18 protein-coding genes and 1 pseudogene are annotated in these 21,995 nt (G+C 44.8%); 14 read left to right on the forward strand and 5 right to left on the reverse strand.

The window, feature by feature from the left end:
• Positions 1 to 149 precede the first annotated feature (149 nt).
• The 6 genes and pseudogenes from H5300_RS11570 (at position 150) to H5300_RS11595 (ending at position 6,111) form a co-directional block, all read left to right on the forward strand.
• Positions 150 to 1,541 (forward strand): COG3014 family protein, encoded by a 1,392-nt coding sequence (locus H5300_RS11570; RefSeq protein ID WP_182796018.1) that lies wholly within the window; start codon positions 150 to 152, stop codon positions 1,539 to 1,541.
• A complete protein-coding gene (locus tag H5300_RS11575) occupies positions 1,541 to 1,924 on the forward strand; it encodes a YcfL family protein (protein ID WP_182796019.1) in 384 nt (127 codons plus the stop codon). Before H5300_RS11570 ends, H5300_RS11575 begins: the two co-directional genes overlap by 1 nt.
• Positions 1,925 to 2,010: 86 nt before the next feature.
• A complete protein-coding gene (gene lpoB, locus H5300_RS11580) occupies positions 2,011 to 2,601 on the forward strand; it encodes a penicillin-binding protein activator LpoB (RefSeq protein ID WP_182796020.1) in 591 nt (196 codons plus the stop codon).
• A gap of 205 nt (positions 2,602 to 2,806) precedes the next feature.
• Positions 2,807 to 3,661, forward strand: a complete 855-nt coding sequence (locus tag H5300_RS11585; protein WP_182796021.1) for a phosphotransferase — start codon at positions 2,807 to 2,809, stop codon at positions 3,659 to 3,661.
• Positions 3,662 to 3,769: 108 nt separating this feature from the next.
• A complete protein-coding gene (ycfP, locus tag H5300_RS11590) occupies positions 3,770 to 4,309 on the forward strand; it encodes an alpha/beta hydrolase YcfP (RefSeq protein ID WP_004736262.1) in 540 nt (179 codons plus the stop codon).
• Positions 4,310 to 4,821: 512 nt separating this feature from the next.
• Positions 4,822 to 6,111 (forward strand): annotated as a pseudogene (locus H5300_RS11595) (NAD(P)/FAD-dependent oxidoreductase).
• A 135-nt stretch (positions 6,112 to 6,246) separates the two neighbouring features.
• Here the strand turns inward: H5300_RS11595 and H5300_RS11600 are convergent.
• From H5300_RS11600 to H5300_RS11615, 4 genes are all read right to left on the reverse strand, one after another.
• Positions 6,247 to 6,792, reverse strand: a complete 546-nt coding sequence (locus tag H5300_RS11600; protein ID WP_054541055.1) for a GNAT family N-acetyltransferase — start codon at positions 6,790 to 6,792, stop codon at positions 6,247 to 6,249.
• Between the two features lie 132 nt (positions 6,793 to 6,924).
• Positions 6,925 to 7,692, reverse strand: coding sequence for a peptidoglycan binding protein CsiV (locus H5300_RS11605; RefSeq protein WP_017086100.1), 768 nt, complete (start codon positions 7,690 to 7,692; stop codon positions 6,925 to 6,927).
• Positions 7,693 to 7,755: 63 nt separating this feature from the next.
• A complete protein-coding gene (gene mfd, locus H5300_RS11610; protein ID WP_182796022.1) occupies positions 7,756 to 11,217 on the reverse strand; it encodes a transcription-repair coupling factor in 3,462 nt (1,153 codons plus the stop codon).
• Positions 11,218 to 11,223: 6 nt separating this feature from the next.
• Positions 11,224 to 11,793: a hypothetical protein gene (locus H5300_RS11615; protein WP_004736257.1), complete on the reverse strand. Its 570-nt coding sequence runs from the start codon at positions 11,791 to 11,793 to the stop codon at positions 11,224 to 11,226.
• Between the two features lie 227 nt (positions 11,794 to 12,020).
• Between H5300_RS11615 and lolC the strand changes: the two genes are divergently transcribed.
• Genes lolC through lolE form a run of 3 tightly spaced genes read left to right on the forward strand, consistent with a single transcriptional unit; the run spans position 12,021 to position 15,159 of the window.
• On the forward strand, positions 12,021 to 13,229 hold the full coding sequence (lolC, locus tag H5300_RS11620) for a lipoprotein-releasing ABC transporter permease subunit LolC (protein WP_182796023.1): 1,209 nt from the start codon (positions 12,021 to 12,023) through the stop codon (positions 13,227 to 13,229).
• On the forward strand, positions 13,222 to 13,914 hold the full coding sequence (gene lolD, locus H5300_RS11625) for a lipoprotein-releasing ABC transporter ATP-binding protein LolD (RefSeq protein WP_017083246.1): 693 nt from the start codon (positions 13,222 to 13,224) through the stop codon (positions 13,912 to 13,914). Before lolC ends, lolD begins: the two co-directional genes overlap by 8 nt.
• Positions 13,915 to 15,159, forward strand: a complete 1,245-nt coding sequence (gene lolE, locus H5300_RS11630; protein WP_102332958.1) for a lipoprotein-releasing ABC transporter permease subunit LolE — start codon at positions 13,915 to 13,917, stop codon at positions 15,157 to 15,159.
• Positions 15,160 to 15,373: 214 nt separating this feature from the next.
• On the opposite strand, the gene H5300_RS11635 is transcribed toward lolE, so the two are convergent.
• Positions 15,374 to 15,886, reverse strand: coding sequence for a DUF2062 domain-containing protein (locus tag H5300_RS11635; RefSeq protein ID WP_017078948.1), 513 nt, complete (start codon positions 15,884 to 15,886; stop codon positions 15,374 to 15,376).
• 17 nt (positions 15,887 to 15,903) lie between these two features.
• Between H5300_RS11635 and H5300_RS11640 the strand changes: the two genes are divergently transcribed.
• The 5 genes from H5300_RS11640 to kdsB are packed head-to-tail and all read left to right on the forward strand — an operon-like array spanning position 15,904 to position 21,939.
• Entirely contained in the window at positions 15,904 to 18,231 is a 2,328-nt protein-coding gene (locus tag H5300_RS11640; RefSeq protein ID WP_182796024.1) for a DNA internalization-related competence protein ComEC/Rec2, read from the forward strand.
• A 31-nt stretch (positions 18,232 to 18,262) separates the two neighbouring features.
• Entirely contained in the window at positions 18,263 to 20,011 is a 1,749-nt protein-coding gene (msbA, locus tag H5300_RS11645) for a lipid A ABC transporter ATP-binding protein/permease MsbA (RefSeq protein WP_102441472.1), read from the forward strand.
• 14 nt (positions 20,012 to 20,025) lie between these two features.
• Positions 20,026 to 21,033: a tetraacyldisaccharide 4'-kinase gene (lpxK, locus tag H5300_RS11650; RefSeq protein WP_102441471.1), complete on the forward strand. Its 1,008-nt coding sequence runs from the start codon at positions 20,026 to 20,028 to the stop codon at positions 21,031 to 21,033.
• Positions 21,014 to 21,193, forward strand: coding sequence for a Trm112 family protein (locus H5300_RS11655; RefSeq protein ID WP_004736429.1), 180 nt, complete (start codon positions 21,014 to 21,016; stop codon positions 21,191 to 21,193). Before lpxK ends, H5300_RS11655 begins: the two co-directional genes overlap by 20 nt.
• Entirely contained in the window at positions 21,193 to 21,939 is a 747-nt protein-coding gene (kdsB, locus tag H5300_RS11660; RefSeq protein ID WP_182796025.1) for a 3-deoxy-manno-octulosonate cytidylyltransferase, read from the forward strand. The genes H5300_RS11655 and kdsB overlap by 1 nt, the downstream gene beginning before the upstream one ends.
• Positions 21,940 to 21,995 lie beyond the last annotated feature (56 nt).

A 21,995-nucleotide genomic window follows, 5' to 3' on the forward strand; every position in this document is an offset into this window, starting at 1 on the left:
TGTCGGCATCGCCTAGGCAGAAGCTAAATCAGTAGGGTTTCAACTGGCTTGAGATCCTTTTTACAACACGTTTCGTTTTGATAATGAGACCAAGAAAGGTCAACAGACCCTAACAAAGTTGGCATTTTAAACATGCACGGAGACGATAAGTGAAGCAACAGTTTAGATTCGCTTCCATTGCCCTGTTATCGGCGTTGACTGTGGGCTGTGCAAGTATGTCTGCAGGAAACCTGTTCAGTCATTACAGCGCGCAAAACAAAGAGATCTACCAAGCCGTTAAATCTGGAGATTATTCAGAGGCTCAACAAGAGCTACCAGATTACGCTGCGGGTGACATCCTTGATAACTTTGAAAGAGGCAGAATTAACCTTCTGGATCAGCAATACCCAGAGAGTAAGTCTTCGTTTGAAGTGGCGGATCAGGCGGTAACTGAGCAGCAAAGACAAGCCGTGATCTCGATTTCAGACAGTGCAACCAGCGTGGGTGCGTTGGCGGTGAATGATAATATTACCGAGTATGTGCCAGCCGATTATGAGCTGGGGTTTCTTCATCTGTATCTCGGTTTAAATTATCTCAAGAAAAACGATTTAGAAGGTGCGGTGATTGAAATGCGTCGCGCCAACCAAGTTCAAGAACAAGCAAAGAAGCAACGTGAAGCTGAGTTAGACCGTGCAGCCAGCGATGCGAAGAAGCAGGGGTTGTCTGCCAATGTGGGGAGCATCCTTGCAAACTATCCTGATGCGGGTAAAAAGCTGCAGTCGGTACAGAATGCGTATTTGATGTTTTTGTCTGGACTGCTTTATGAAGCTTCGAATGATTTAAACAGCGCATACGTTGACTATCGTCGTGCTTTGGCTGTGATGCCAGATAACCAAGAAATCATCGACAGAACGATGGCAACAGCTGCTCGTTTAGGGATGCGACAAGATTTAGCGACATTAGAAAAACGCTATAAGCAGTCTTCTAAACTTAGTGCAGGTGAAGGGCGAGTGATTGTTCTTCAAGAGCAGAGCGCTGTACAAGCAATGGACAGTTGGCGATTAGATTTACCTGTTTATGACAGTCGCGATCAGGGCGCAATATACTCTCTGGCACTGCCCTATTATCCGAGCCAAAATGTGGAGCGTTTTTCTGCCTTGCGAATCAGCGGGCAACCGTTACAAGAACACCTGATCACGGACGTAAACGCGATGGCTCAGAATGATTTGTCTGAACGTATGACGAGCATTGTTATCCGTCAGGCTTTACGTGTGGTAGCTAAAGACCGTATCCGTAAAGAAGCGACCAAAGGCAACGATGTCGGCAATATCTTGTTCAATGTGTGGAATACATTCACCGAACAACCAGACACTCGCAGTTGGCAATCTCTACCTGCTGAAATTAAGAGCAGCACGTTCGTAGCAAACAGCGGTCAATATACGCTAGAAGCGGGCACTAAAACGTACGACTTTGATATCCGAGAAGGGCAGACCACTTTGGTGTGGATTTCTCGACAAGGTAACAATGCAACAATGTGGCATAAACAGCTAGGGAGGCTGTAATGAAAAAGTGGTTAGTGAGTTTAGCAGCGGTTATGGCTCTGGCTGGTTGTGCTGATAATACAGCTGGCGTAAGGGTTGATAGTCTGACCCAGAACGTTTTCTTTGGTGACAAGGTATTGGGCAGCCGTTTGTTGGTTGAATATATCCGTACCGACCAAGTTGACGGTCACACTCGAGGAATTGTTCGTTTAAACAGTAACTATAAAGGCGATCAACATATCCTTTATCGTTTTTACTGGTACGACGATGCCGGGCTTGAGGTCAACCTAAAACAAGGCCCTTGGAAGCAAGCGATTGTTCGTGGTTTTGAAAGTATTTCGTTGTCGGAAGTGTCGGTAAACCCGAAAGCGACTCAATTCAGAGTCCAGTTCCGAGAGCAGTAAGTCTGATAAAACGGGTCTAATGATTCGTAAATACAAGAATTTAAGAGTGTGGGTAACCCCGCTCAGTGATAAGTTGAGGAAACAAAATGAAAAAGAGTGTCATTGCGCTACTAGGTTTAGCGGTTATTTTAGGCGGTTGTTCAAACAAGGTAAGCTACGGTGATGCACAAGCTGTAGAAACCACGACAATCGATTTCGGTTCAACTGACCTTCAAACGATTGCGGGTGAAATGGTCGATAGCATGATGGCGTCTGGTTCAGTGTCTTACATTACTCGTGAGCAACGTCCAATCGTGTTCGTAGAGCGAATCAAGAACAAGACAAGTGAGCACATCGATACTGAGTCAATCACTGACACTATCAGTACTAAAATGCTGAATTCTGGTAAGTTCCGTTTCGTTGATATGGACCGTGTAGAGTCTGTTCGTGACCAATTGAACTTCCAAAACAATGATGAGCTTGTAAATCAAAGCTCAGCAATTCAATTCGGTAAAATGGTCGGTGCTCAATACATGCTGTACGGCAACCTATCAAGCATCGTTAAGAAAGACGGTAGCGCCGAAGACGTTTACTACAAAATGACGATGCGTCTAATGGATCTTGAGTCTGGCTTGATTGAATGGGCTGACGAGACTGAAATCCGTAAGCAACAATCTAAGAGCCTACTAGGCCTTTAATTTCGCTTACTTGCCAACTAAACGCAGCCAGTTTTGACAGCGTCTAGTCTTGGCAGCGCATAGCTTGGCCACACAGAGCTTGGTCACACGCCAATGCAGTGCATGATGTGCTGTTTATGAAGAGACACTGGCTTTTGGTCAGTGTCTTTTTTGTAGGGAAATGAAGACGTTTATAGGGCAGTTAAGACGTTTATAGGGAGTAAATATGGCAATTTTTTCTTGGTCTGAGGCTAAGCTTCTTGATACCAGTTTGAGTTCGCTTGATGGTTACTTTTCTGAGCCTCCAGTTAGAGCACAGACATTAACCGGCGGTTTGACCAATCGATGCTGGAAGTTGGTTGATGTCGATGGTACTGCGTATGTTTGGCGGCCCACCACTCCCATCACCAAAGCGTTCTTCATCTCTCGTCATGAAGAGTACCAAGTGCTGTCTACGATTGAACGCCTTGGGCTAGGGCCAAGTCCAATAGTGGTCAATGAGCAAGGCTTATTGGTTGAATGGATTGCGGGTGAGACGCTTTACGAAGGCTTAGAGCTTGATGATTTGTTGAAGACTCTGATCTCGGTGCATTTGGTTAATACCGCGCGATTGCCGCTCCAACCGTTCAGTTTCACAGCGCGAGTCGATCATTACTGGCTGCAACTTGATTCGATTCATAAGACTGAAACCTGCACCAAGATTTATCAAGAGTGGCGAGTAGCACCGAGTGTTCCAAATGTTGACCTGTCTTTGTGCCATTTTGATTTAGGTGGTTATAACCTAGTGAGAAATAGTGACGGCATTAATATTATTGATTGGGAATATGCTGCGTTAGCAGACCCTAGACTTGATCTTACGCTGACCATTGCTGTTGCAGGGTTACCAGTTGCTGAAGCCGTTGATCAGTACTGTCAACTGCGAGGTATCCATGATGTTCAGCCTTGGCTCGATGGGGTAGAAGCATGGTTACCAAGAAGCCAGATGATGGCGATGCTATGGTATTTACTTGCGCATCAGCTCTGGGGCGATGAAAGTTATCTGCGTGAAGCAGAGGCGCTGAGTCACACTTTATGTAGCTAGGATCACGTTTAGGAAGTGAAAAATATAATTTCGTTCGTGTTCCCTTTAAAACCTTATTTTTCATGTTAGATTAATTAAAACGTACCAATATTCAACAAGGAGGTACTAATGATTATTTATCTACATGGCTTCGACTCAACTAGCCCGGGCAATCACGAAAAAATACTGCAGTTGCAATTCATTGATGATGACGTTCGTTTCATCAACTACAGTACTTTGCATCCAAAACACGATATGCAACATTTGCTAAAAGAAGTGCATAAAGTGATAGAGCAATCCGATGACCCGCATCCGATCATTTGTGGTGTAGGCTTAGGTGGTTTTTGGTCTGAACGTATTGGTTTTTTATGTGGTATCAAGCAGGTGGTGTTCAACCCGAATCTGCACCCTGAGAACAACATGGTAGGTCGAATTGACCGTCCAGAAGAGTACGAAGACATCGCGACTAAGTGTGTTGCTCAATATCGTATGAAGAACAAAGGTCGCTGTTTAGTGGTGCTTTCTCGTGAAGATGAGATTCACGACAATACCAAAACAGCTGCCGCGTTAGAAGATTATTATGATGTCATCTGGGACGAAAAAGAGAGTCATAAGTTCAAAAAAATCTCTCAGCACTTGAAGACAATGAAAGCGTTTAAAAACGCTTAATTATTCCAGTTATTTTATAAAAGCAGTACTCAATTGAGTGCTGCTTTTTTTTACATCTGAACCCAAGAGCCGAACATTAATCAAATGGTTGTAGTTATTTTTTGAAGAGTTTGAGCATTTAAAGATAAGTTTGCGCAAACGTTAACTAATTCGCCGCGAATCCTCATTGTGGGTAAGGATTTTTGTTGCGGTCATCTTTTTGCTATATATAATGTTCCCAAGCAAAATATTTTGATAAATATCAAGAAAAATTGAGAGCGAGTGATAAAACTTGCCCATTATTTGTGCTCTACCTCTCAGGTAGTCACCTTTTTTATCCAAGTGAGCAAAGCGGCAAGCCAATGTTTGTTGCTTGTAACCCCTCTAACTACTCGGTGAGCTGTCGTTATTCTTTTTCGCGGTAATCCAATTTGTAACAGCCTTCGCATTCAAGGCCGAGTAGATACATAGAATTTATCGGTTGGAGTAATCGAGCCGAACCCCATTTATTCATTTTGTAGAGGATTGTCATTGTGACAAAAATTATCGTAGTAGGCGGTGGTGCTGGTGGTTTAGAACTAGCAACTAAGCTAGGCCGCACTTTAGGTCGTAAAAAACGTGCCCAGATTACTCTGGTAGACCGTAAAGCAAGCCACCTATGGAAACCATTACTTCATGAAGTAGCAACGGGTTCATTGGACGAGGGTGTTGATGCGTTAAGCTACCGCGCGCACGCAAAAAACCATTACTTCGATTTCCAAATGGGCAGCCTGAACGACATCGATCGTGAACGTAAAGTGATCGCTTTGAGCGAACTGAAAGATGACCACGGTGAACTGCTTATGCCAAGCCGTGAACTTGAATACGATATTCTTGTGATGGCGCTAGGTTCAACGTCAAACGACTTCAACACACCAGGTGTTCGCGACAACTGTATTTTCCTTGATAGTCCAGAGCAAGCGCACCGTTTCCGTACAGAAATGAACAACCAGTTCTTAAAGCTTCACGCTAAGAACGGCCAAGGCACGGTGGATATTGCTATTGTTGGTGCTGGCGCGACAGGTGTTGAGCTTTCTGCAGAACTGCACAACGCGGTTAAAGAGCTTCGTACTTATGGCTTTGGCGATCTAGATTCAAGCAAGCTGAACGTTAACCTTGTTGAAGCAGGTGAGCGTATTCTTCCAGCCCTACCTCCTCGTATTTCGAGCGCAGCGCACTCTGAGCTTACGAAGCTTGGTGTAACTGTGCGTACGACTACAATGGTTACACAAGCTGATGCTGACGGCCTAACGACTAAAGATGGTGAGAAGATCCCAGCACAAATCATGGTTTGGGCTGCAGGCATTAAAGCGCCAGATTTCATGAAAGATATCGGTGGTCTTGAGACGAACCGTATCAACCAGTTGGTTGTGAAAAATACGCTACAAACTACGCTTGATGACAATATCTTTGCTATTGGTGACTTAGCGCAATGTACGCAAGCAGATGGTTCATTCGTTCCACCACGTGCACAAGCGGCTCACCAGATGGCAAGTTGTGCATTTAGCAATATCATTGCTAAGTTAAACGGCCGCGACCTGAAAGATTACATCTATTAAGATAAAGGCTCACTTGTTTCGCTAAGCCGATTTTCTACGGTAGGTAGCTTGATGGGTAACCTAACTAAAGGTTCGATGATGGTTGAGGGTCGTATTGCTCGTATCGTTTACATCTCTTTGTACCGTATGCATCAGATGGCGCTTCACGGACTAATTAAAACATCGCTGATGATGTTAGTTGGTCGTATTAACCGTGTACTTCGTCCAAACCTAAAGCTCCACTAATCAGGCAAGCCTGCTAAAGGCGTTACGCTGATAATAAAAAAGAGCTCTTCGGAGCTCTTTTTTTGATCGTGTCGACTGCGTGTTGTGACGGATTGTTACTCTATTAAGCTATTAAGCTATTAAGCTATTAAGCTGTTAAGAGGTTGGAGGTAGCACTGAATAAACCACGCCATCTTTCGGCTTACCGTTAAAGATAAAGCGATTCTTAGCAATGGTTTCGCGTTCAGCGCCACATTTCTCGATCAGCTTTTGGCTGGGTAGGTTCTCTGTATCGCAGACAATCTCCAAACGCGTTAACTTGAGCAGTGCGAAGCAAAATTCAAATAAGGCAAGCATCGCTTCCTTGGCTATCCCTTTTCTTTGAAATTCATCACCCACCCAATAACCTAAACTTGCCATGTTAAAGGTGTGGTAAAGCTCATTAATGGCCACCATACCGACTAACTTATCGCTTTTTCGCTCGAAGATACCAAAGCCAAACGCTTCGGCTTTAACCCAGTTTAAGCGAGTCGCCAGAATGAATTTCTCGGCCTCGATGATAGAAAACTCGCTATGACACCAGTCGAGCCATGGCAATAAACTCGGGGAGGACTTAACCAGCTGTGAAAATTCTTGAGCGTCTGAGGCTTCAATAATTTTGAGGCTGAGATTTTGTGTATTGATCTGAAAGTCAGGGCTCATAAGAAATACCGAATTACATGTAAGTACTGAACAAAGGATCCAGTACAGAATAAAGATAGCACTTAATAAAACGCCCTCACTAGGAGGGCGGATTGAATTATTTATATAATTATAGCCGAATCGGCAAGTAACTTACTGCGCCACACGTCGAACTTGAATCACCATGCCAAGAAGCGGGTGATCAAGGTAGTGAGTCTCAGTACTGCGCATACGACGCTTTTGGTCCATGCGGTAGCTCTTAAGGAACTCTTCCACTTCAACAGTTGGAGAGATTTCAGTGAGGTTGCCCACTTGAACATTGCTTTCGGCGCCACTTACTGGTGAATCTAGCTCGATTTGTTGCTCTTGAAGAGTCACTTCACGAACGCTCGGCGCTTTTAAATCCAATGTTGTTTCAGCGTAGAGGTAATGCTGAACGTAGATTTGTAGCTTGCCGTCTAATTCGTATAGTGGCTTATCAATGGTCTCTTCTTTGAAGCCATCAGTATTTGCTGCAGTTACTGCACCTTTCTCTGAACCGTCAGCGTTGAAGTCTTTAGAGAAATCTTTACCTGCTTGAATGTGGAATACAGGTGCCGAGCTCTTACCTTGGTCGCCCTGACGCCAAGCGGTATGCATTAGCACTTCAAAACCAGCGTGTTTACGTAGCTTGTCTTTCTGAGGCGTTAACTTGTATTCCGAGTAAGGCAGCATTTGAACGCCTTTCTTTGCTCGGTATTGGGTATCTTGAAATGAACCAACGCGCTCAAGTGAAATCTTAGGCTGTGTGTTAGGCCAAGATTCATTCACTTTTTCTGCATCAACAGCACGCTTAAAAATGATCACTTCTATATCAAATTGTCTCTGCGCCAAACTTGGCAGTGAGACGAACAATAGTAGCAGTGGGATCAGTCTTTTCATTTTTACTCCGTCTTCCAGCTGATCTATCGGCTGGATAATTTATATGTGCAAGTGGATTGGGTCTTATGCTGAAGGCAGCAAGTTCTGTCTGAATTCGCCCAATAAATCACTAACAAATTGAATTCGTTTCCGTCTGTCGACCAATGGTATCGTAAACTTGAACTTTGTTGGTCCTTCCATTGAAAACTTTTGCGGTTGAGATTGCAACAGTTTAACAAGGTAGGCCGGGTTTATGTCAGCATCTGGGTAGAATTCTAAGAATCCACCTTTATCGTGAGCTTCAATTTTCTTCGCTTTGATTGACGCCGCGGCTAATTTTAGCTCAGAAACTGACAACAAGTTTTTGGTAGCATCAGGTAGAAGGCCGAAGCGATCAATCAGCTCGACTTTCAACTCGGCCAATTCGTCGGTGTCACTCACACTCGCAATACGCTTATAGGTAGACAAACGTGTATTGATGTCTGGGATGTAGTCATCAGGCAACAGTGCTGGCAGGCGCATCTCAATTTCAGTTTGTTCACGCAGTAGGTCATCAAGCGATGGCTCTCGTCCCTCTTTTAATGCCTCAACCGCTTGTTCAAGCATCTCCATGTAAAGCGTAAAGCCAACCGACTGGATTTGACCACTCTGTTCATCACCGAGTAGTTCACCTGCACCACGAATCTCTAAGTCATGGGTTGCTAGCGTAAAGCCTGCACCTAAGTCTTCAAGTGAAGCAATGGCGTCCAATCGCTTGACGGCATCTTTGGTCATTGCTTTCGGGGGAGGTGTTAGCAAGTAGGCATAAGCTTGGTGGTGAGATCGACCCACACGCCCACGCAATTGGTGCAGTTGCGCTAAACCAAGGTTATCGGCTCTGTCCATTAAGATGGTATTTGCCGTTGGTACGTCGATACCCGTTTCGATGATGGTTGTGCACACTAGCAAGTTAAAACGCTGGTGATAGAAGTCATTCATGATGCGTTCTAGCTCTCGCTCTCGCATCTGACCATGGGCAACGGTGACACGTGCTTCTGGAATCAGTTTTTGTAGTGACTCAGCCGTCTTTTCAATCGTGTCGACTTGGTTGTGCAGGAAGTAAACTTGACCACCACGCATGATTTCACGCAGTACCGCTTCTCTGACTATCGCGTCATCACTCTCACGGACAAAAGTCTTTATTGCTAAGCGTCGTGCGGGTGGTGTGGCGATGATCGAAAGATCTCGCATACCGCTCATTGCCATATTCAACGTTCTCGGAATCGGTGTCGCGGTTAGCGTGAGGATATCGACATCCGCGCGCATCGCCTTCACTTTCTCTTTTTGGCGCACACCGAAGCGGTGCTCTTCATCGACGACTAACAAGCCAAGGTCTTTAAACTTAAGGTCACTGGAAAGCAGCTTGTGAGTACCCACTAAGATGTCGACCTTACCGTCGGCAACATCTTGCATGATCAATTTCTGTTCTTTAGCTGATTTAAATCGCGACAGAACTTCGACACGTATCGGTTGGTTCGCGAAACGGTCTCGGAAGTTTTCAAAGTGTTGCTGAGCAAGTAGGGTGGTTGGAACTAACACGGCTACTTGTTTACTGTTGTCGGTACAAACGAATGCCGCGCGCATCGCGACTTCGGTTTTACCAAAACCAACGTCACCACACACTAAGCGATCCATGGCTTTTGCTTGGCACATATCCGACATAACGGCATTGATGGCCATTGCTTGGTCATCCGTTTCTTCAAACGGGAAGCCAGACTTGAAGGTCGCGTATTGGCCACGATCGAGTACAAACTTGTAGCCAGGTTTTAGTTCACGCTTGGCGTAAACATCAAGCAGTTCGGCTGCAACGTCACGAACTTTCTCTGCGGCGCGCTTACGAGCTTTCTGCCATGCTTCACCACCTAACTTATGCAGTGGTGCAGAGTCTTCAGCGCCGCCAGAGTAGCGTCCGATTAAGTTCAGAGAAGCAACCGGTACGTATAACTTGGCATCATTTTGATACTCAAGCGTTACGTATTCGGTTTTCATACCACCCGCTTCAAGTGTTTGCAGGCCGATGTAACGACCAATACCGTGGTCAATGTGAACAACAGGTTGACCAGGTTTAAGTTCGGCTAAGTGACGAATTACAGTGTCGCTGTTAACGCTTTTCTTGTCTTTCTTACGACGTTGTACAACGCGATCACCTAACAGGTCGCTTTCACAGACAAGGGCGATGTTTTGCTCTTCGTGGATAAAGCCATGCTCAGCAGAACCTAGGATCAGGGTGAACTTATCTTTACTTTTAATCGCCGCGTCGAGGTTTTCAACTTCGCTTGGACGAACTTTGATGCCTCGAAGCAATTCACTCAATGCTTCACGGCGGCCTTCAGACTCAACCGAAAAGACCACTTTGCCGTCGAAGGCTTCAGTGAACTTTCTTAGGTTAGACAAAGGTTCTTTATTCTGATGTTGAACGCTGAGATCAGGCAGAGACACAACCGGAAGGTTGGTACGTCCGGCTTTTTCTTCAATTGAGTCTAAGCTCAGATTGACCTGTGGCTTTTGTTTGAAATGTGCGAACAGTTCGTCTTTTTGTAGCCAAAGTTGTTCAGGTTTCAGCAGTGGTCGTAATGGGTCAACACCGCGTTGTTCGTATCGATGAGAAACGTCTGTTAGGAATGAATCTACCGCAGTCTCGACATCACCTAGAACGAGGATTTGCGCTTCATCGGCAACATAATCAAACAAGGTTTCAGTATGGTCGAAGAAAAGCGGTTGCCAGTATTCAATACCTGCGGGCCAAGTGCCTTTTGAAACCTGCATATAAACCGATTCTGGTTCACGGCGCGCATCAAACTGTTGGCGCCAGCGAATGCGGAAATCTTCAATAGCACTTTCAGAGGTTGGGAACTCGTGAGCTGGCAGCAAACGGATCTCAGAGATGTCTTCGATAGAGCGCTGATTTTCAGGATCGAAAGTACGGATGGTGTCGATCTCGTCATCGAAGAAGTCGATACGATACGGGTCTTTGCTGCCCATTGGGAACAAGTCGAGAATTGAACCTCGGCTCGCATACTCACCCGGGCCAAACACTTGGTCTACGTAACGATAGCCAGACTTTTCAAGTTGAAGACGCAGCTTCTCTAACGAGTACAGATCGCCCGTTTTCACCATTAAGGTGTGCTGCAACAAGAAGTCACGTGGCGACTGACGTTGTAGTAGCGTGCTGATTGGTACGATCGTGATGCCATCTTTTAACGTTGGCAGTGCATAAAGTCGCGCTATACGGTCAGAAATGATCTCTTGGTGCGGTGAGAAGCTGTCGTATGGCAGAGTCTCCCAATCAGGGAATAGCGCCACTTCATGTGACGTAAACTGTTCAATTTCTGATTGAAGCTTGAGTGCGATTTGAGGATCGGGCACTGCAAGTAAAGTATGGCTTTTATGCTGCTCCGCAAGTCTAGCGATAGCAAGCGCGAGAGATGAACCAACTAGGTTACCGATGTGTTTTTTATCACCGGCACCTTTGAGCTTAGGTAGTGTAAAAATGGATTGTTTTGTCATGTCTATTTACTTGTTATCTCGTTCTAGAGAGCGTTGACGTAAGAGCTTTTGTTGTTGATGAAGCGCAGCTTTGATCAGCAAGTCTTGGTCAGTGTCACGAAGATGAGCGTATTTGAATTTGATTTCGAAGCCTGAATCTTTTGGTTCGCTAGCGAAGACTTCTGCGTAGCAATAAATAGCGGCGGCTGGGTGCTCGATAAAGAGCTTAGCTTTAACTAAGCGACCCGCTTCGATATCTGTTTTGGAAAAACAAGAGAACTGACTCGCGCCAAATGAATACGTGTGGGTACGAAATTGTTCATCATCTTGTTGCGATAACATAAAGCTCAACAAGAGGTTTAATTTAGAGTTCTGTGCATCCAATAAACTGATGACATTCTTCAAGTCGCTGTTTTTCAGTTCGTTGCGAGCACTGTCAGCTAATAGATCCAATTGGCTAAATTCACTTGCCACGACAAACGGGGCAGGGATCTCAGATTCGAATTGAATTTGAGAAGGTAAAGTGAAGCCGCTGTCCATTGGTTCAATATTCGCGGTGAGGCTGTGGTGAACGGTGAAAAACTCTTGTTCTGTCATGCGTTAGTTCCTTGAAGTGATCTATTGATTATCGCTATGTGGCCGCAGTAATCAAGGTCAGTTAATTGAAAGTCTCAAATAGTTGTTTGAAAGTTGGCTATTTGACAAGGTTCTGTTTTTCAAGCCTAACTAATTGAGTTAATTCACTCTATATTTTCAATTAACCCCTACACAGTAACAGCAATACCCGTTACATTAACCCGCATCCCCTTTAGATGGTTCAAAGTATGTTTCATCCTATTTCGTTGTTTGTTGGCCTGCGCTATTTGAAAGGTCGTTCAGGTGATCGCTTTAGCCGTTTTGTTTCTTATATGTCGACGGCAGGTATCACCATTGGTGTGCTGTCTTTGGTTACTGTTTTATCGGTAATGAATGGATTCGAAGCGCAGTTAAAAGACCGAATTCTCGGTGTCCTTCCTCAAGCCGTCGTTTACGAGCAGGGAGGCACAACATCACTTTCTGCTCAAGCGCCTAATTTTGCAGAGCAAATGTCGCTCAATGGTCACGTTGAGCCTATTGTCCGCAGTGAAGCGGTAATTCAAAGTCCTGCTCAGTTATCTGCAGGTCTGTTGATCGGCATTGAACCTAATTCAGATGACCCTCTTCAGAACCACTTGATTGCGGGTAAATTGTCTTCACTTAAAGCGGGTCAGTATCAGCTATTTCTTGGCCATACCTTGGCGAGAAATTTGAAGGTATCTATGGGTGACAAAGTTCGCCTGATGGTGACCAGTGCCAGTCAATACACACCGCTCGGACGTATTCCTAGCCAACGGAATTTCACGGTAGCAGGCATCTTCAATACAGGTTCTGATATTGATGCTCAACTGATGGTGACAGATATTAAAGATGCTGGGCGTTTGATGCGCTATAAATCCGATACCATTTCAGGCTGGCGCTTGTTCTTTGAAGACCCGTTTGAAGTGGCGAAACTATCAAACCAAAAGCTACCTGAAGGTTGGTTGTGGAGTGATTGGCGAGACCAACGTGGTGAGTTATTCCAGGCCGTTCGAATGGAAAAAAATATGATGGGCTTAATGCTTGGGCTGATCATCGGTGTTGCTGCTTTCAATATTATTTCGGCACTTATCATGGTGGTGATGGAGAAGCAGTCTGAAGTGGCTATTCTTAAAACCCAAGGCATGACCGATGGTCAAGTTATGGGGATATTCATGGTTCAAGGCGCAAGTAGCGGCGTGATTGGTGCCCTATCAGGTGGCGTGTTAGGCGTTGCTCTAGCGATGAACCTCAATACTATTTTAGAGGCGATGGGTGTTGCTCTGTTTTCATTTGGTGGACAGTTGCCAATTTTAATTAACCCAATTCAAATCGCTGTTGTTGTGGTTCTGGCTATTGCACTTAGCTTGATTGCCACTGTATTCCCATCTTATCGTGCATCGTCTGTGAAACCTGCTGAGGCCCTTCGTTATGAGTAATTTTCTTCAATGTAATGATATCCGTAAAACGTACCGTGAAGGCTCGTTAGATACTGAGGTTCTCAAGGGAGTCAGCTTTGAAATCGAAAAGGGTGAGCTAGTCGCTATCATTGGTACCTCTGGTTCCGGTAAAAGTACGTTATTGCATATTTTAGGGGCATTGGATGATGCGTCTGACGGCAGCGTGAGCTTTCTCGGACAAGACTTAGCATCTTTGAGCTCAAATAAGCAGGCGAAGCTTCGTAACCAGCATCTTGGCTTTGTTTATCAATTCCATCATCTTCTTTCGGACTTTTCAGCGTTAGAAAACGTAGCAATGCCGCTGCTGATTGGTGGTGAAAAGCCAGCTAAAGCAAAAGAAGAGGCGCAACGTCTGTTGGATAAAGTTGGATTGAGTCATCGTGTTGACCACCGACCTTCAGAGCTTTCTGGTGGTGAGAGGCAACGTGTGGCGATTGCTCGAGCTTTAGTGAATAAACCTGCTTTGGTGTTGGCGGATGAGCCTACCGGCAACCTTGACCACAACACCGCACTTTCTATTTACGACTTAATGCGTGAACTAAACCGCGAGTACGACACGGCCTTTTTGGTAGTAACTCATGATGGTGAACTTGCAGGTAAGATGGATCGCCAGCTTCACATGCAAGATGGTTTATTGGTCAACGTAGAAAAAGAGGAGAGCTAAGTGTTTTCTTCTTTATCTCTATTGATAGGTGGCCGATTTAGCCGAGCGAAACAGCGAGACAAAATGGTGTCGTTCATCTCTTTGTCTTCGACGATTGGTATTGCCGTTGGTGTGGCCGTGATCATTATCGGTTTGTCTGCAATGAATGGCTTTGAGCGAGAGCTTGAGTCGCGTGTACTTTCCGTTATTCCACATGGTGAATTCGAGGGTGTGAATGAACCAGTGACTCGCTGGGAGCACGTGATTGAGCGGTCAGTGAAAAATGATAAAGTTGTAGCGGCTGCACCCTATGTAAAAATTACCGCGCTTGCTGAAAAGGGCAAAGAACTCAAAGCAATTGAAGTTCGCGGTGTTGATCCGCAACTTGAACAACAGGTATCAAGCCTATCGAAATTTATTGATAAACAAGCTTGGAGTGAGTTTAAAGCAGGGCAACAACAAATCATCTTAGGTTCTGGTGTGGCTAACGTGTTGGGGGCGAAAGTGGGTGACTATCTGACTTTGATGATTCCAACGGTTAACGGTTCTGTGAAAGTTCAGGCGCCAAAACGAGTTCGAGTGAAAGTGGTTGGCTTACTGACGCTTAATGGCCAGATCGACCACAGCTTGGCGCTAATCCCGATTGGCGATGCTCAAGCTTATGCAAACTTAGGCGAGGCAGTAACCGGAGTTTCTTTAAAAGTGACCGATGTGCTGAACGCAAACTCTATTGTGCGTGAAGTGGGTAACCAGCTTGATGTGTATGTGTATCTACGAAGCTGGCAACAGAAGTTTGGCTTCTTGTATCGAGATATTCAGTTGGTTCGCACCATTATGTATCTGGTGATGGTACTGGTTATTGGTGTTGCTTGTTTCAATATTGTCTCGACCTTAATGATGGCAGTCAAAGACAGAGCATCGGAGATCGCGATCTTAAGAACCATGGGCGCATCAGACGGCCTTGTTAAACGCATCTTTGTTTGGCAGGGCGTATTCTCGGGTGTGCTAGGCAGCTTAGTCGGGAGTGCGATAGGTGTCTTGGTGGCGCTTAATCTCACTACGCTTATCAAAGGGCTCGAAAAGTTGGTCGACCACCAGTTTTTGTCCGGTGATATTTACTTTGTCGACTTCTTGCCATCACAACTTGATATGACGGATGTTGTTGTGGTTTCCGGTACCGCGATTGTGTTGAGCTTACTGGCGACATGGTATCCAGCCTCACGAGCAGCTAAGCTAAACCCGGCCTCGGTGCTTAGCTCGAAGTAATACGCTAAGTAAACGTCACGTTGCGCGATAGACTAACGGCATAAACAAAAAAAGGATCCCTGATGGGATCCTTTTTTATTGAATTCAATTCGTGTTCTTTACGACTTTCGTTACATGTCAATCTTGCAGAGTTCAGTGGCTCATCTGATTTTCACTTGTGTACGTTTTAAGTGAAGTGCATACAAGGATAGATTGAATAACAAGGTACGGTCGTTCAGTACCTTGCTTGTCGCTTCTTCCAGCTTCTTACTACTGAGTAACGCCATAACCCGCGAATACCAAAGTAGCCAACCATTGCAGAAACCACACCACAAATCAGACAACCCAGCAGGAACGGAGGTCCTATGGTGCTCATTTGCGCCAAGATGAAATCCCAAGACAGTTCGAAATGAAAGGCTTGAGGCGGTACATGCATCACAAACGCGCCTACTTTATAAGCAAAGTAGAACAGCACCGGCATAGTCACAGGATTACTGATCCAAACCAATGCGACAGATAGTGGTAGGTTAACACCACATGCGACCGCAAGGCCTGCAGACATAATCATTTGACTTGGTAAAGGGACAAACGCCATGAATAACCCAACAGCGAACGCACCAGCCGCAGAGCGACGATTAAGGCACCATAAGTTGGGGTTGTACAAAACATTGCCAAAAACTTTCAATGCTTTCTGACGCTTGATTAGCTCATGGTCAGGCATAAATCGTTTGATAAACTTTCTTGGCATAGGAGGAAGCTACTCTCTTGTTTAACACTTGGTTCTTGATTTCATTTGCTGCGACAGTTGTGTCTGCCAGCTTCTGGCCTGTGATGCCACATTGGGTTTGGGCACCATTGATGCTGTTGTTACTGCTAGCATCAACAAAGTATAGCGTTTTCCGGAGTGCAAGAGGTCTAGCAACAGCATTGATACTAGTTATCTGCCTAGGGAATGCGATTGAAATACAAACGAGTCGCTTATTCCAATCAGGGCAGAATACTACCATAAATGCTTCGGTTGTTAGCCTTTTTAGTGAAAATAGCCACGGTTTTGAAAGCGTAATAGTAGCCAGATCAATTGGCGGCGAAAAATTAATCTTTCCTCAATTGATAAAATTGCGTTTGTTTACTCCTTTTAAGTTGACGCTCGGAGATGATGTCTATTTATCAGTCTCAATAAAACCAGTGTGGGGTAAACTCAATGAAGCAGGCTTTGATCTAGAAAAGTATTTGTTTAGCACCGGTGTGGTTGCCAATGCAACTTACAGAGCTGATACCCAATATCGAATTCACACCAATACCAACATGCGGTCTCATTGGTTTGAAAACCGTCTTGAAAGGTTAAGTGAGTTAGCAAATCAAGACCTCATTATGGCTTTGAGTTTTGGTTATCGAGACCTTATTCATCCTCAGCGTTGGGATTTGCTTAAAAGCAGTGGTTTGATTCACTTGATGGCTATCTCGGGGCTACATATTGGGATTGCCTTTGGTATCGGCTATCAGGTAGGAAAGGTATTCAGGTTACTCTCACCTTCATTTCTTTGGTTTCCCACAATATTCGGGCTCGGCTTAGCCTATTTCTATAGTTGGTTTGCTGGATTCACGCTGCCAACCTTGAGAGCTTTAGTGATGTGTATTATCGCGAGCTATTTCTTGTGGCGTGGGCAAAATATCAGTGTGCTTCGGTATGTCGTCTTAAGCCTGTGCGTGGTTCTGCTGATTTGGCCGTTTTCAGCATTGTCGAGCAGCTTTTGGCTATCCTTTGGTGCGTTGGGCGCCGTTATTTATATTGCCTTGAATAGTCGGCCATCATCTTCAAACGCCACTCTTATCGCTCGATTGCTGCAGCTCATCAAGATTCAGCTGATGCTGACATTTCTTATTGCTCCCTTTTCGATACTGTTTTTCAAAGGGGTGAGTCTAGTCTCTGTTCTCTACAACTTGCTCCTTTTGCCTTGGGTATCAGTAGTGACTATCCCGCTGCTGTTTCTTGCGATGTTACTTAGCTTAATATTGGAGTCAGTGTCTGAGGTGATGAGTTTGACAGCGTTAAGCAATGGTTTTTCTGAACAGCTATGGATGTTGGTCGACTTGTCGCTTGATCCTCTCGTATTTAGCCTTCCTTTCTCTGAACGATTTTGGATTCAAGTTGATAATCACAGTATGGCGTTGTCTGTATTCCTCATCTTATTTTTCGGGTTCGTCAGTCGATATCTCAAACGAACACTATCAATATTGGTCATTGCAGTTTTTGTACTGTGGTGGGAGTTTGGTAAGCAGCAAAACAAATTAACAATCGATATCTTGGATGTTGGGCATGGGTTGTCTTTAGTTTTGGAAAAGAACAATCGGGTCGTTGTTTACGATCTCGGCAACGCGTGGCAGGGAGGTTCGATTGTTGAATCCTTGCTGATTCCCACCTTGAATCAGAGAGGAGTTCATGAGGTGGAAGGTGTGATAGTGAGTCATTTCGATTCTGACCATGCTGGTGGCTATCCGGCGTTACTTGAAAACTACAATCCTAAGTGGATAAGAGCCAGTCAGAACATCAATCAGCAAACACAATCGACGGTTCAAGTTCAGTCGAATATCCAAACATGTATTTTTGGAGAGGCGTGGAACTGGCAGGGGCTAGAGTTTGAGGTTTTATGGCCACCTCAAAGAGTAAAGAGGGCGTACAACCCACATTCGTGTGTGGTCAGGATTTTTGAGCCCAATTCTGAATTCTCGATGTTGCTAACTGGTGATATTGAACGGGTAAGTGAGTGGCTACTTGCTCGTGAAGGTCGGCGGCTCAAGAGTGACGTGATGCTTGTCCCGCATCATGGTAGTAATTCGTCGTCGATTAAGCCGTTTATTGAGGCAGTTTCACCTCAGTTAGCAATTGCTTCTTTGGCCAAAGGTAACCAGTGGGGAATGCCCAGCAAATCTGTGATTGAACGTTATCATGAAACGGGTAGTGCTTGGCTTGATACCGGAGAAAGCGGACAAATAACCATCACTATCAGTAAGGAAGGTTGGAAATATCATACGATTAGAGAACAACAAGGCAGGCAGTGGTATAGGCAGATGCTGCGTAAGGGAGTAGAATAGATAGATTATTGTGAGAAAATTAAGCGATTCTATGTCAACACAAACAGATGAAACTACCTGGGTCACATTCAAAAGACTTTGGACTTATATTCGACTGTATAAGGCCGGCCTTGGTGTTGCGGTTATTGCGCTTATTATAAATGCCGCCTCGGATACCTATATGATTTCTTTATTGAAGCCTCTACTTGATGAAGGTTTTGGTAACGCTGAGTCAGACTTCCTACGTACACTTCCAATTATCATATTTGTTATGATGTTTGTTCGTGGCGTCAGTGGTTTTGTTTCAACCTATTGCCTCAGTTGGGTTTCTGGTAATGTGGTCATGGAAATTCGTCGTAAGATCTTTAGCCAGTTTATGCACATGCCTGTTTCTTTCTTTGATAAAGAGCAGACGGGCGCACTGCTATCTCGAATTACTTACGATTCAGAACAGGTGTCTGCTGCGACCAGTAAAGCTTTGGTGAGTATCGTGCGTGAAGGTGCCAGTATCATTGGCTTGCTGACGCTGATGTTCTGGAATAGCTGGCAGTTGTCTTTAGTTCTATTTGCTGTCGCACCCGTTGTCGCTTGGGCTATTACTATAGTTTCTAAACGATTCAGAAAGATCTCTAAAAATATGCAGACTAGTATGGGACATGTTACTTCTTCAGCAGAGCAAATGTTGAAAGGGCATAAAGTAGTTCTAACTTATGGTGGTCAAGATATAGAGAAGCAACGTTTTGATCAAGTTAGTAACCAAATGCGCCAGCAGAGTATGAAGTTAGTAACAGCACAAGCGGCCGCTAACCCAATAATTCAGATGATTGCGTCTGTTGCAGTTGTGACGGTGTTGATCTTAGCTAGCTTTGATTCTATTCGAGCTGAGTTAACTCCCGGTACATTTACCGTTATTTTCTCTGCGATGTTCGGTTTAATGCGTCCATTAAAAGCACTAACTAGTGTCACGTCTCAGTTCCAACGCGGTATGGCGGCGAGTACGACTCTATTTGGTTTGATGGATCTAGACACTGAGCAAAACAAAGGTACGTTGAAACCTGAAACCGTAACGGGTGAAGTTGCTGTAAAAGATGTGACATTTACTTATCAAGGTGCTGAGAAACCGGCACTTGACAAGGTTAGTTTCAATATACCGAAAGGCAAGACCGTTGCACTTGTCGGCCGATCAGGTTCGGGCAAGAGTACCATTGCGAACCTGTTTACTCGTTTTTATGACGTAGATTCAGGCTCTATTGAGCTTGATGGCCACGACATTCGTGATTATGAATTGAGAAACCTACGTGAGCACTTTGCGCTTGTTTCTCAAAATGTACACCTGTTTAACGATACGGTAGCTAATAACATTGCTTACGCAGCAGAAGATAAATATTCTCGCGAACAGATCGAACATGCGGCTAAGCTTGCTCATGCCAGTGAATTTATCGAAGGCATGGAAAACGGCATTGATACAGTTGTGGGTGAGAATGGTAGTACTCTATCAGGCGGCCAAAGACAACGTATCGCTATCGCAAGAGCGTTGTTAAGAGAGGCTCCAGTATTGATTCTTGATGAAGCCACATCGGCTTTGGATACTGAATCAGAGAGAGCGATCCAATCTGCGTTAGAAGAGCTGCAAAAGGACAAGACAGTATTGGTTATCGCACACCGACTCTCTACTATCGAACAAGCCGATGAGATCTTAGTGGTTGATGATGGTCGTATTGTAGAAAGAGGTGCACACGCGGAGCTAATCGCGCATGATGGCGCTTATGCACAACTCCACCGAATTCAGTTCAGCGGATAAGATTAGGCCTTGTTGTGATCGAAAAGATTTGGTTTAACAATCATCCGTTAAAATACCTTCTTTGGCCGCTACTGTGGCCATTGAGTCTGCTTTTCAAAATGATCAGCGGTCAAAGACGTGACGCCTATCTATCCGGTAAAAAAGAGACCTACCGTCCGCCCTTACCAGTAATTGTTGTTGGTAATATTACCGCTGGTGGCAATGGTAAAACACCGGTTGTGATTTGGTTAGTTGAGGTGCTTCAAGCTAACGGCTTTAAGCCTGGAGTGGTTTCTCGAGGTTATGGGGCAAAAGCACCAAGCTACCCGTTAGTATTGGATGAAAACACGCCTGCTGAACACTCTGGCGATGAACCTCGTTTAATTCGAAAGCGAACTGGTGCGCCTGTCGCAGTCGATCCTGTGCGTGCAAACGCCGTAAAGGCTTTGTTGAGCGAAGGGGTTGATGTCATCATCACGGATGATGGCCTTCAGCATTATGCACTTGAACGTGATATTGAATTTGCGGTTATCGACGGTGCTAGACGCTTTGGTAGCGAATGCCTAATTCCTTTAGGCCCGTTAAGAGAGCCTATATCTCGTTTAGATGACGTAGACTTTTTGGTTAACAATGGCGGTAAAGTGCAAGGACGAGAGTTCTCTATGTCTTTGTTACCAAGCCAAGCAGTTAACCTAAAGACCGGTCAGAAAATATCGGTAGCAGAACTACAGAAGTTGGTGGCTTTTGCTGGTATTGGTCACCCACCACGCTTTTTTAAAACATTGGAAGATCTTGATGGTGATGTGGTTTTCACACAGGGCTTCGCCGACCATCAAGATTTTGATAAAGATGAACTTCATGCCTTAGCTAAGAAAGGTATGAATCTGATTATGACAGAAAAAGACGCTGTAAAATGCGAAGAATATGCTCAAGATAACTGGTGGTATCTTCCAGTTTCTGCGCAGTTTGATGAAGATTCGCAACAGCAAATTTTAAAAAGAATAAAAGAGGTTATGGAATACTATGGATCACCGTCTACTTGAGATCGTTGCTTGCCCTGTATGTAAAGGTAAACTAACTTTTGACAAGGATAAGCAAGAGCTTGTTTGTAAAATTGATCGCCTTGCTTACCCAATTAAAGAGGGTATTCCTGTTCTTTTAGAACCTGAAGCTCGCACCGTTTCAATGGATGAGGGTAAGTAATGTCCTATACGGTTGTTATACCTGCGAGATACCAATCGAGCCGTTTACCTGGGAAGCCGCTTGCTGACATTGGTGGAAAGCCGATGATTCAATGGGTATACGAACAGTCAATGAAGGCGGGTGCTGATCACGTTATTATCGCTACCGACGACGCTCGAGTTGAAAAAGCGGCTAAAGCATTTGGCGCGACCGTTTGTATGACATCACCGAATCATGAGTCAGGTACTGAACGCCTAGCTGAAGTGATTGAAGTTATGAAGATTCCTGATGATCATATTATCGTGAATGTTCAAGGTGATGAGCCACTTATCCCATCAGCGATCATTAATCAGGTTGCTAACAATCTTGCGAACAGTACAGCTCCGATGGCAACACTCGGTGTGGAAATTACTCATGCTGATGAAGTGTTTAATCCTAACGCCGTAAAAGTTGTGACTGACAAAGATGGGTATGCCCTGTATTTTAGCCGAGCTACTATTCCTTGGGATCGCGATGCTTACGCGAACAACGGTACAGCAGCGAAATCTCCACTGCTTCGTCACATTGGCATCTACGCTTACCGTGCGGGTTTTATCAATACCTATATCAATTGGGAACCAAGTACTCTTGAGCGTATTGAGTGCCTAGAGCAGTTACGTGTACTTTGGTATGGTGAAAAAATTCATGTGGCAGTTGCAGAAGAGGCGCCAGCTGCAGGTGTTGATACGCCTGAAGATCTAGAAGCGGTTCGAGCTATTATTGGCTAAGCTTCTTTGAGCTGTTTACAGAACACCGCTGAGCCTTGCTTATTGTGAGGCTTTTT

It is taken from the genome of Vibrio sp. SG41-7 (assembly GCF_014164465.1).
Taxonomy (GTDB): domain Bacteria; phylum Pseudomonadota; class Gammaproteobacteria; order Enterobacterales; family Vibrionaceae; genus Vibrio; species Vibrio splendidus.

Bases quoted from the DNA above. Each gene is read 5' to 3' on its own strand.
- H5300_RS11575 (WP_182796019.1), top strand. From the start codon at position 1,541: ATGAAAAAGTGGTTAGTGAGTTTAGCAGCGGTTATGGCTCTGGCTGGT.
- lpoB (WP_182796020.1), top strand. From the start codon at position 2,011: ATGAAAAAGAGTGTCATTGCGCTACTAGGTTTAGCGGTTATTTTAGGC.
- H5300_RS11585 (WP_182796021.1), top strand. From the start codon at position 2,807: ATGGCAATTTTTTCTTGGTCTGAGGCTAAGCTTCTTGATACCAGTTTG.
- ycfP (WP_004736262.1), top strand. From the start codon at position 3,770: ATGATTATTTATCTACATGGCTTCGACTCAACTAGCCCGGGCAATCAC.
- H5300_RS11600 (WP_054541055.1), bottom strand. From the start codon at position 6,792: ATGAGCCCTGACTTTCAGATCAATACACAAAATCTCAGCCTCAAAATT.
- H5300_RS11605 (WP_017086100.1), bottom strand. From the start codon at position 7,692: ATGAAAAGACTGATCCCACTGCTACTATTGTTCGTCTCACTGCCAAGT.
- mfd (WP_182796022.1), bottom strand. From the start codon at position 11,217: ATGACAAAACAATCCATTTTTACACTACCTAAGCTCAAAGGTGCCGGT.
- H5300_RS11615 (WP_004736257.1), bottom strand. From the start codon at position 11,793: ATGACAGAACAAGAGTTTTTCACCGTTCACCACAGCCTCACCGCGAAT.
- lolC (WP_182796023.1), top strand. From the start codon at position 12,021: ATGTTTCATCCTATTTCGTTGTTTGTTGGCCTGCGCTATTTGAAAGGT.
- lolD (WP_017083246.1), top strand. From the start codon at position 13,222: ATGAGTAATTTTCTTCAATGTAATGATATCCGTAAAACGTACCGTGAA.
- H5300_RS11635 (WP_017078948.1), bottom strand. From the start codon at position 15,886: ATGCCAAGAAAGTTTATCAAACGATTTATGCCTGACCATGAGCTAATC.
- msbA (WP_102441472.1), top strand. From the start codon at position 18,263: ATGTCAACACAAACAGATGAAACTACCTGGGTCACATTCAAAAGACTT.
- H5300_RS11655 (WP_004736429.1), top strand. From the start codon at position 21,014: ATGGATCACCGTCTACTTGAGATCGTTGCTTGCCCTGTATGTAAAGGT.
- kdsB (WP_182796025.1), top strand. From the start codon at position 21,193: ATGTCCTATACGGTTGTTATACCTGCGAGATACCAATCGAGCCGTTTA.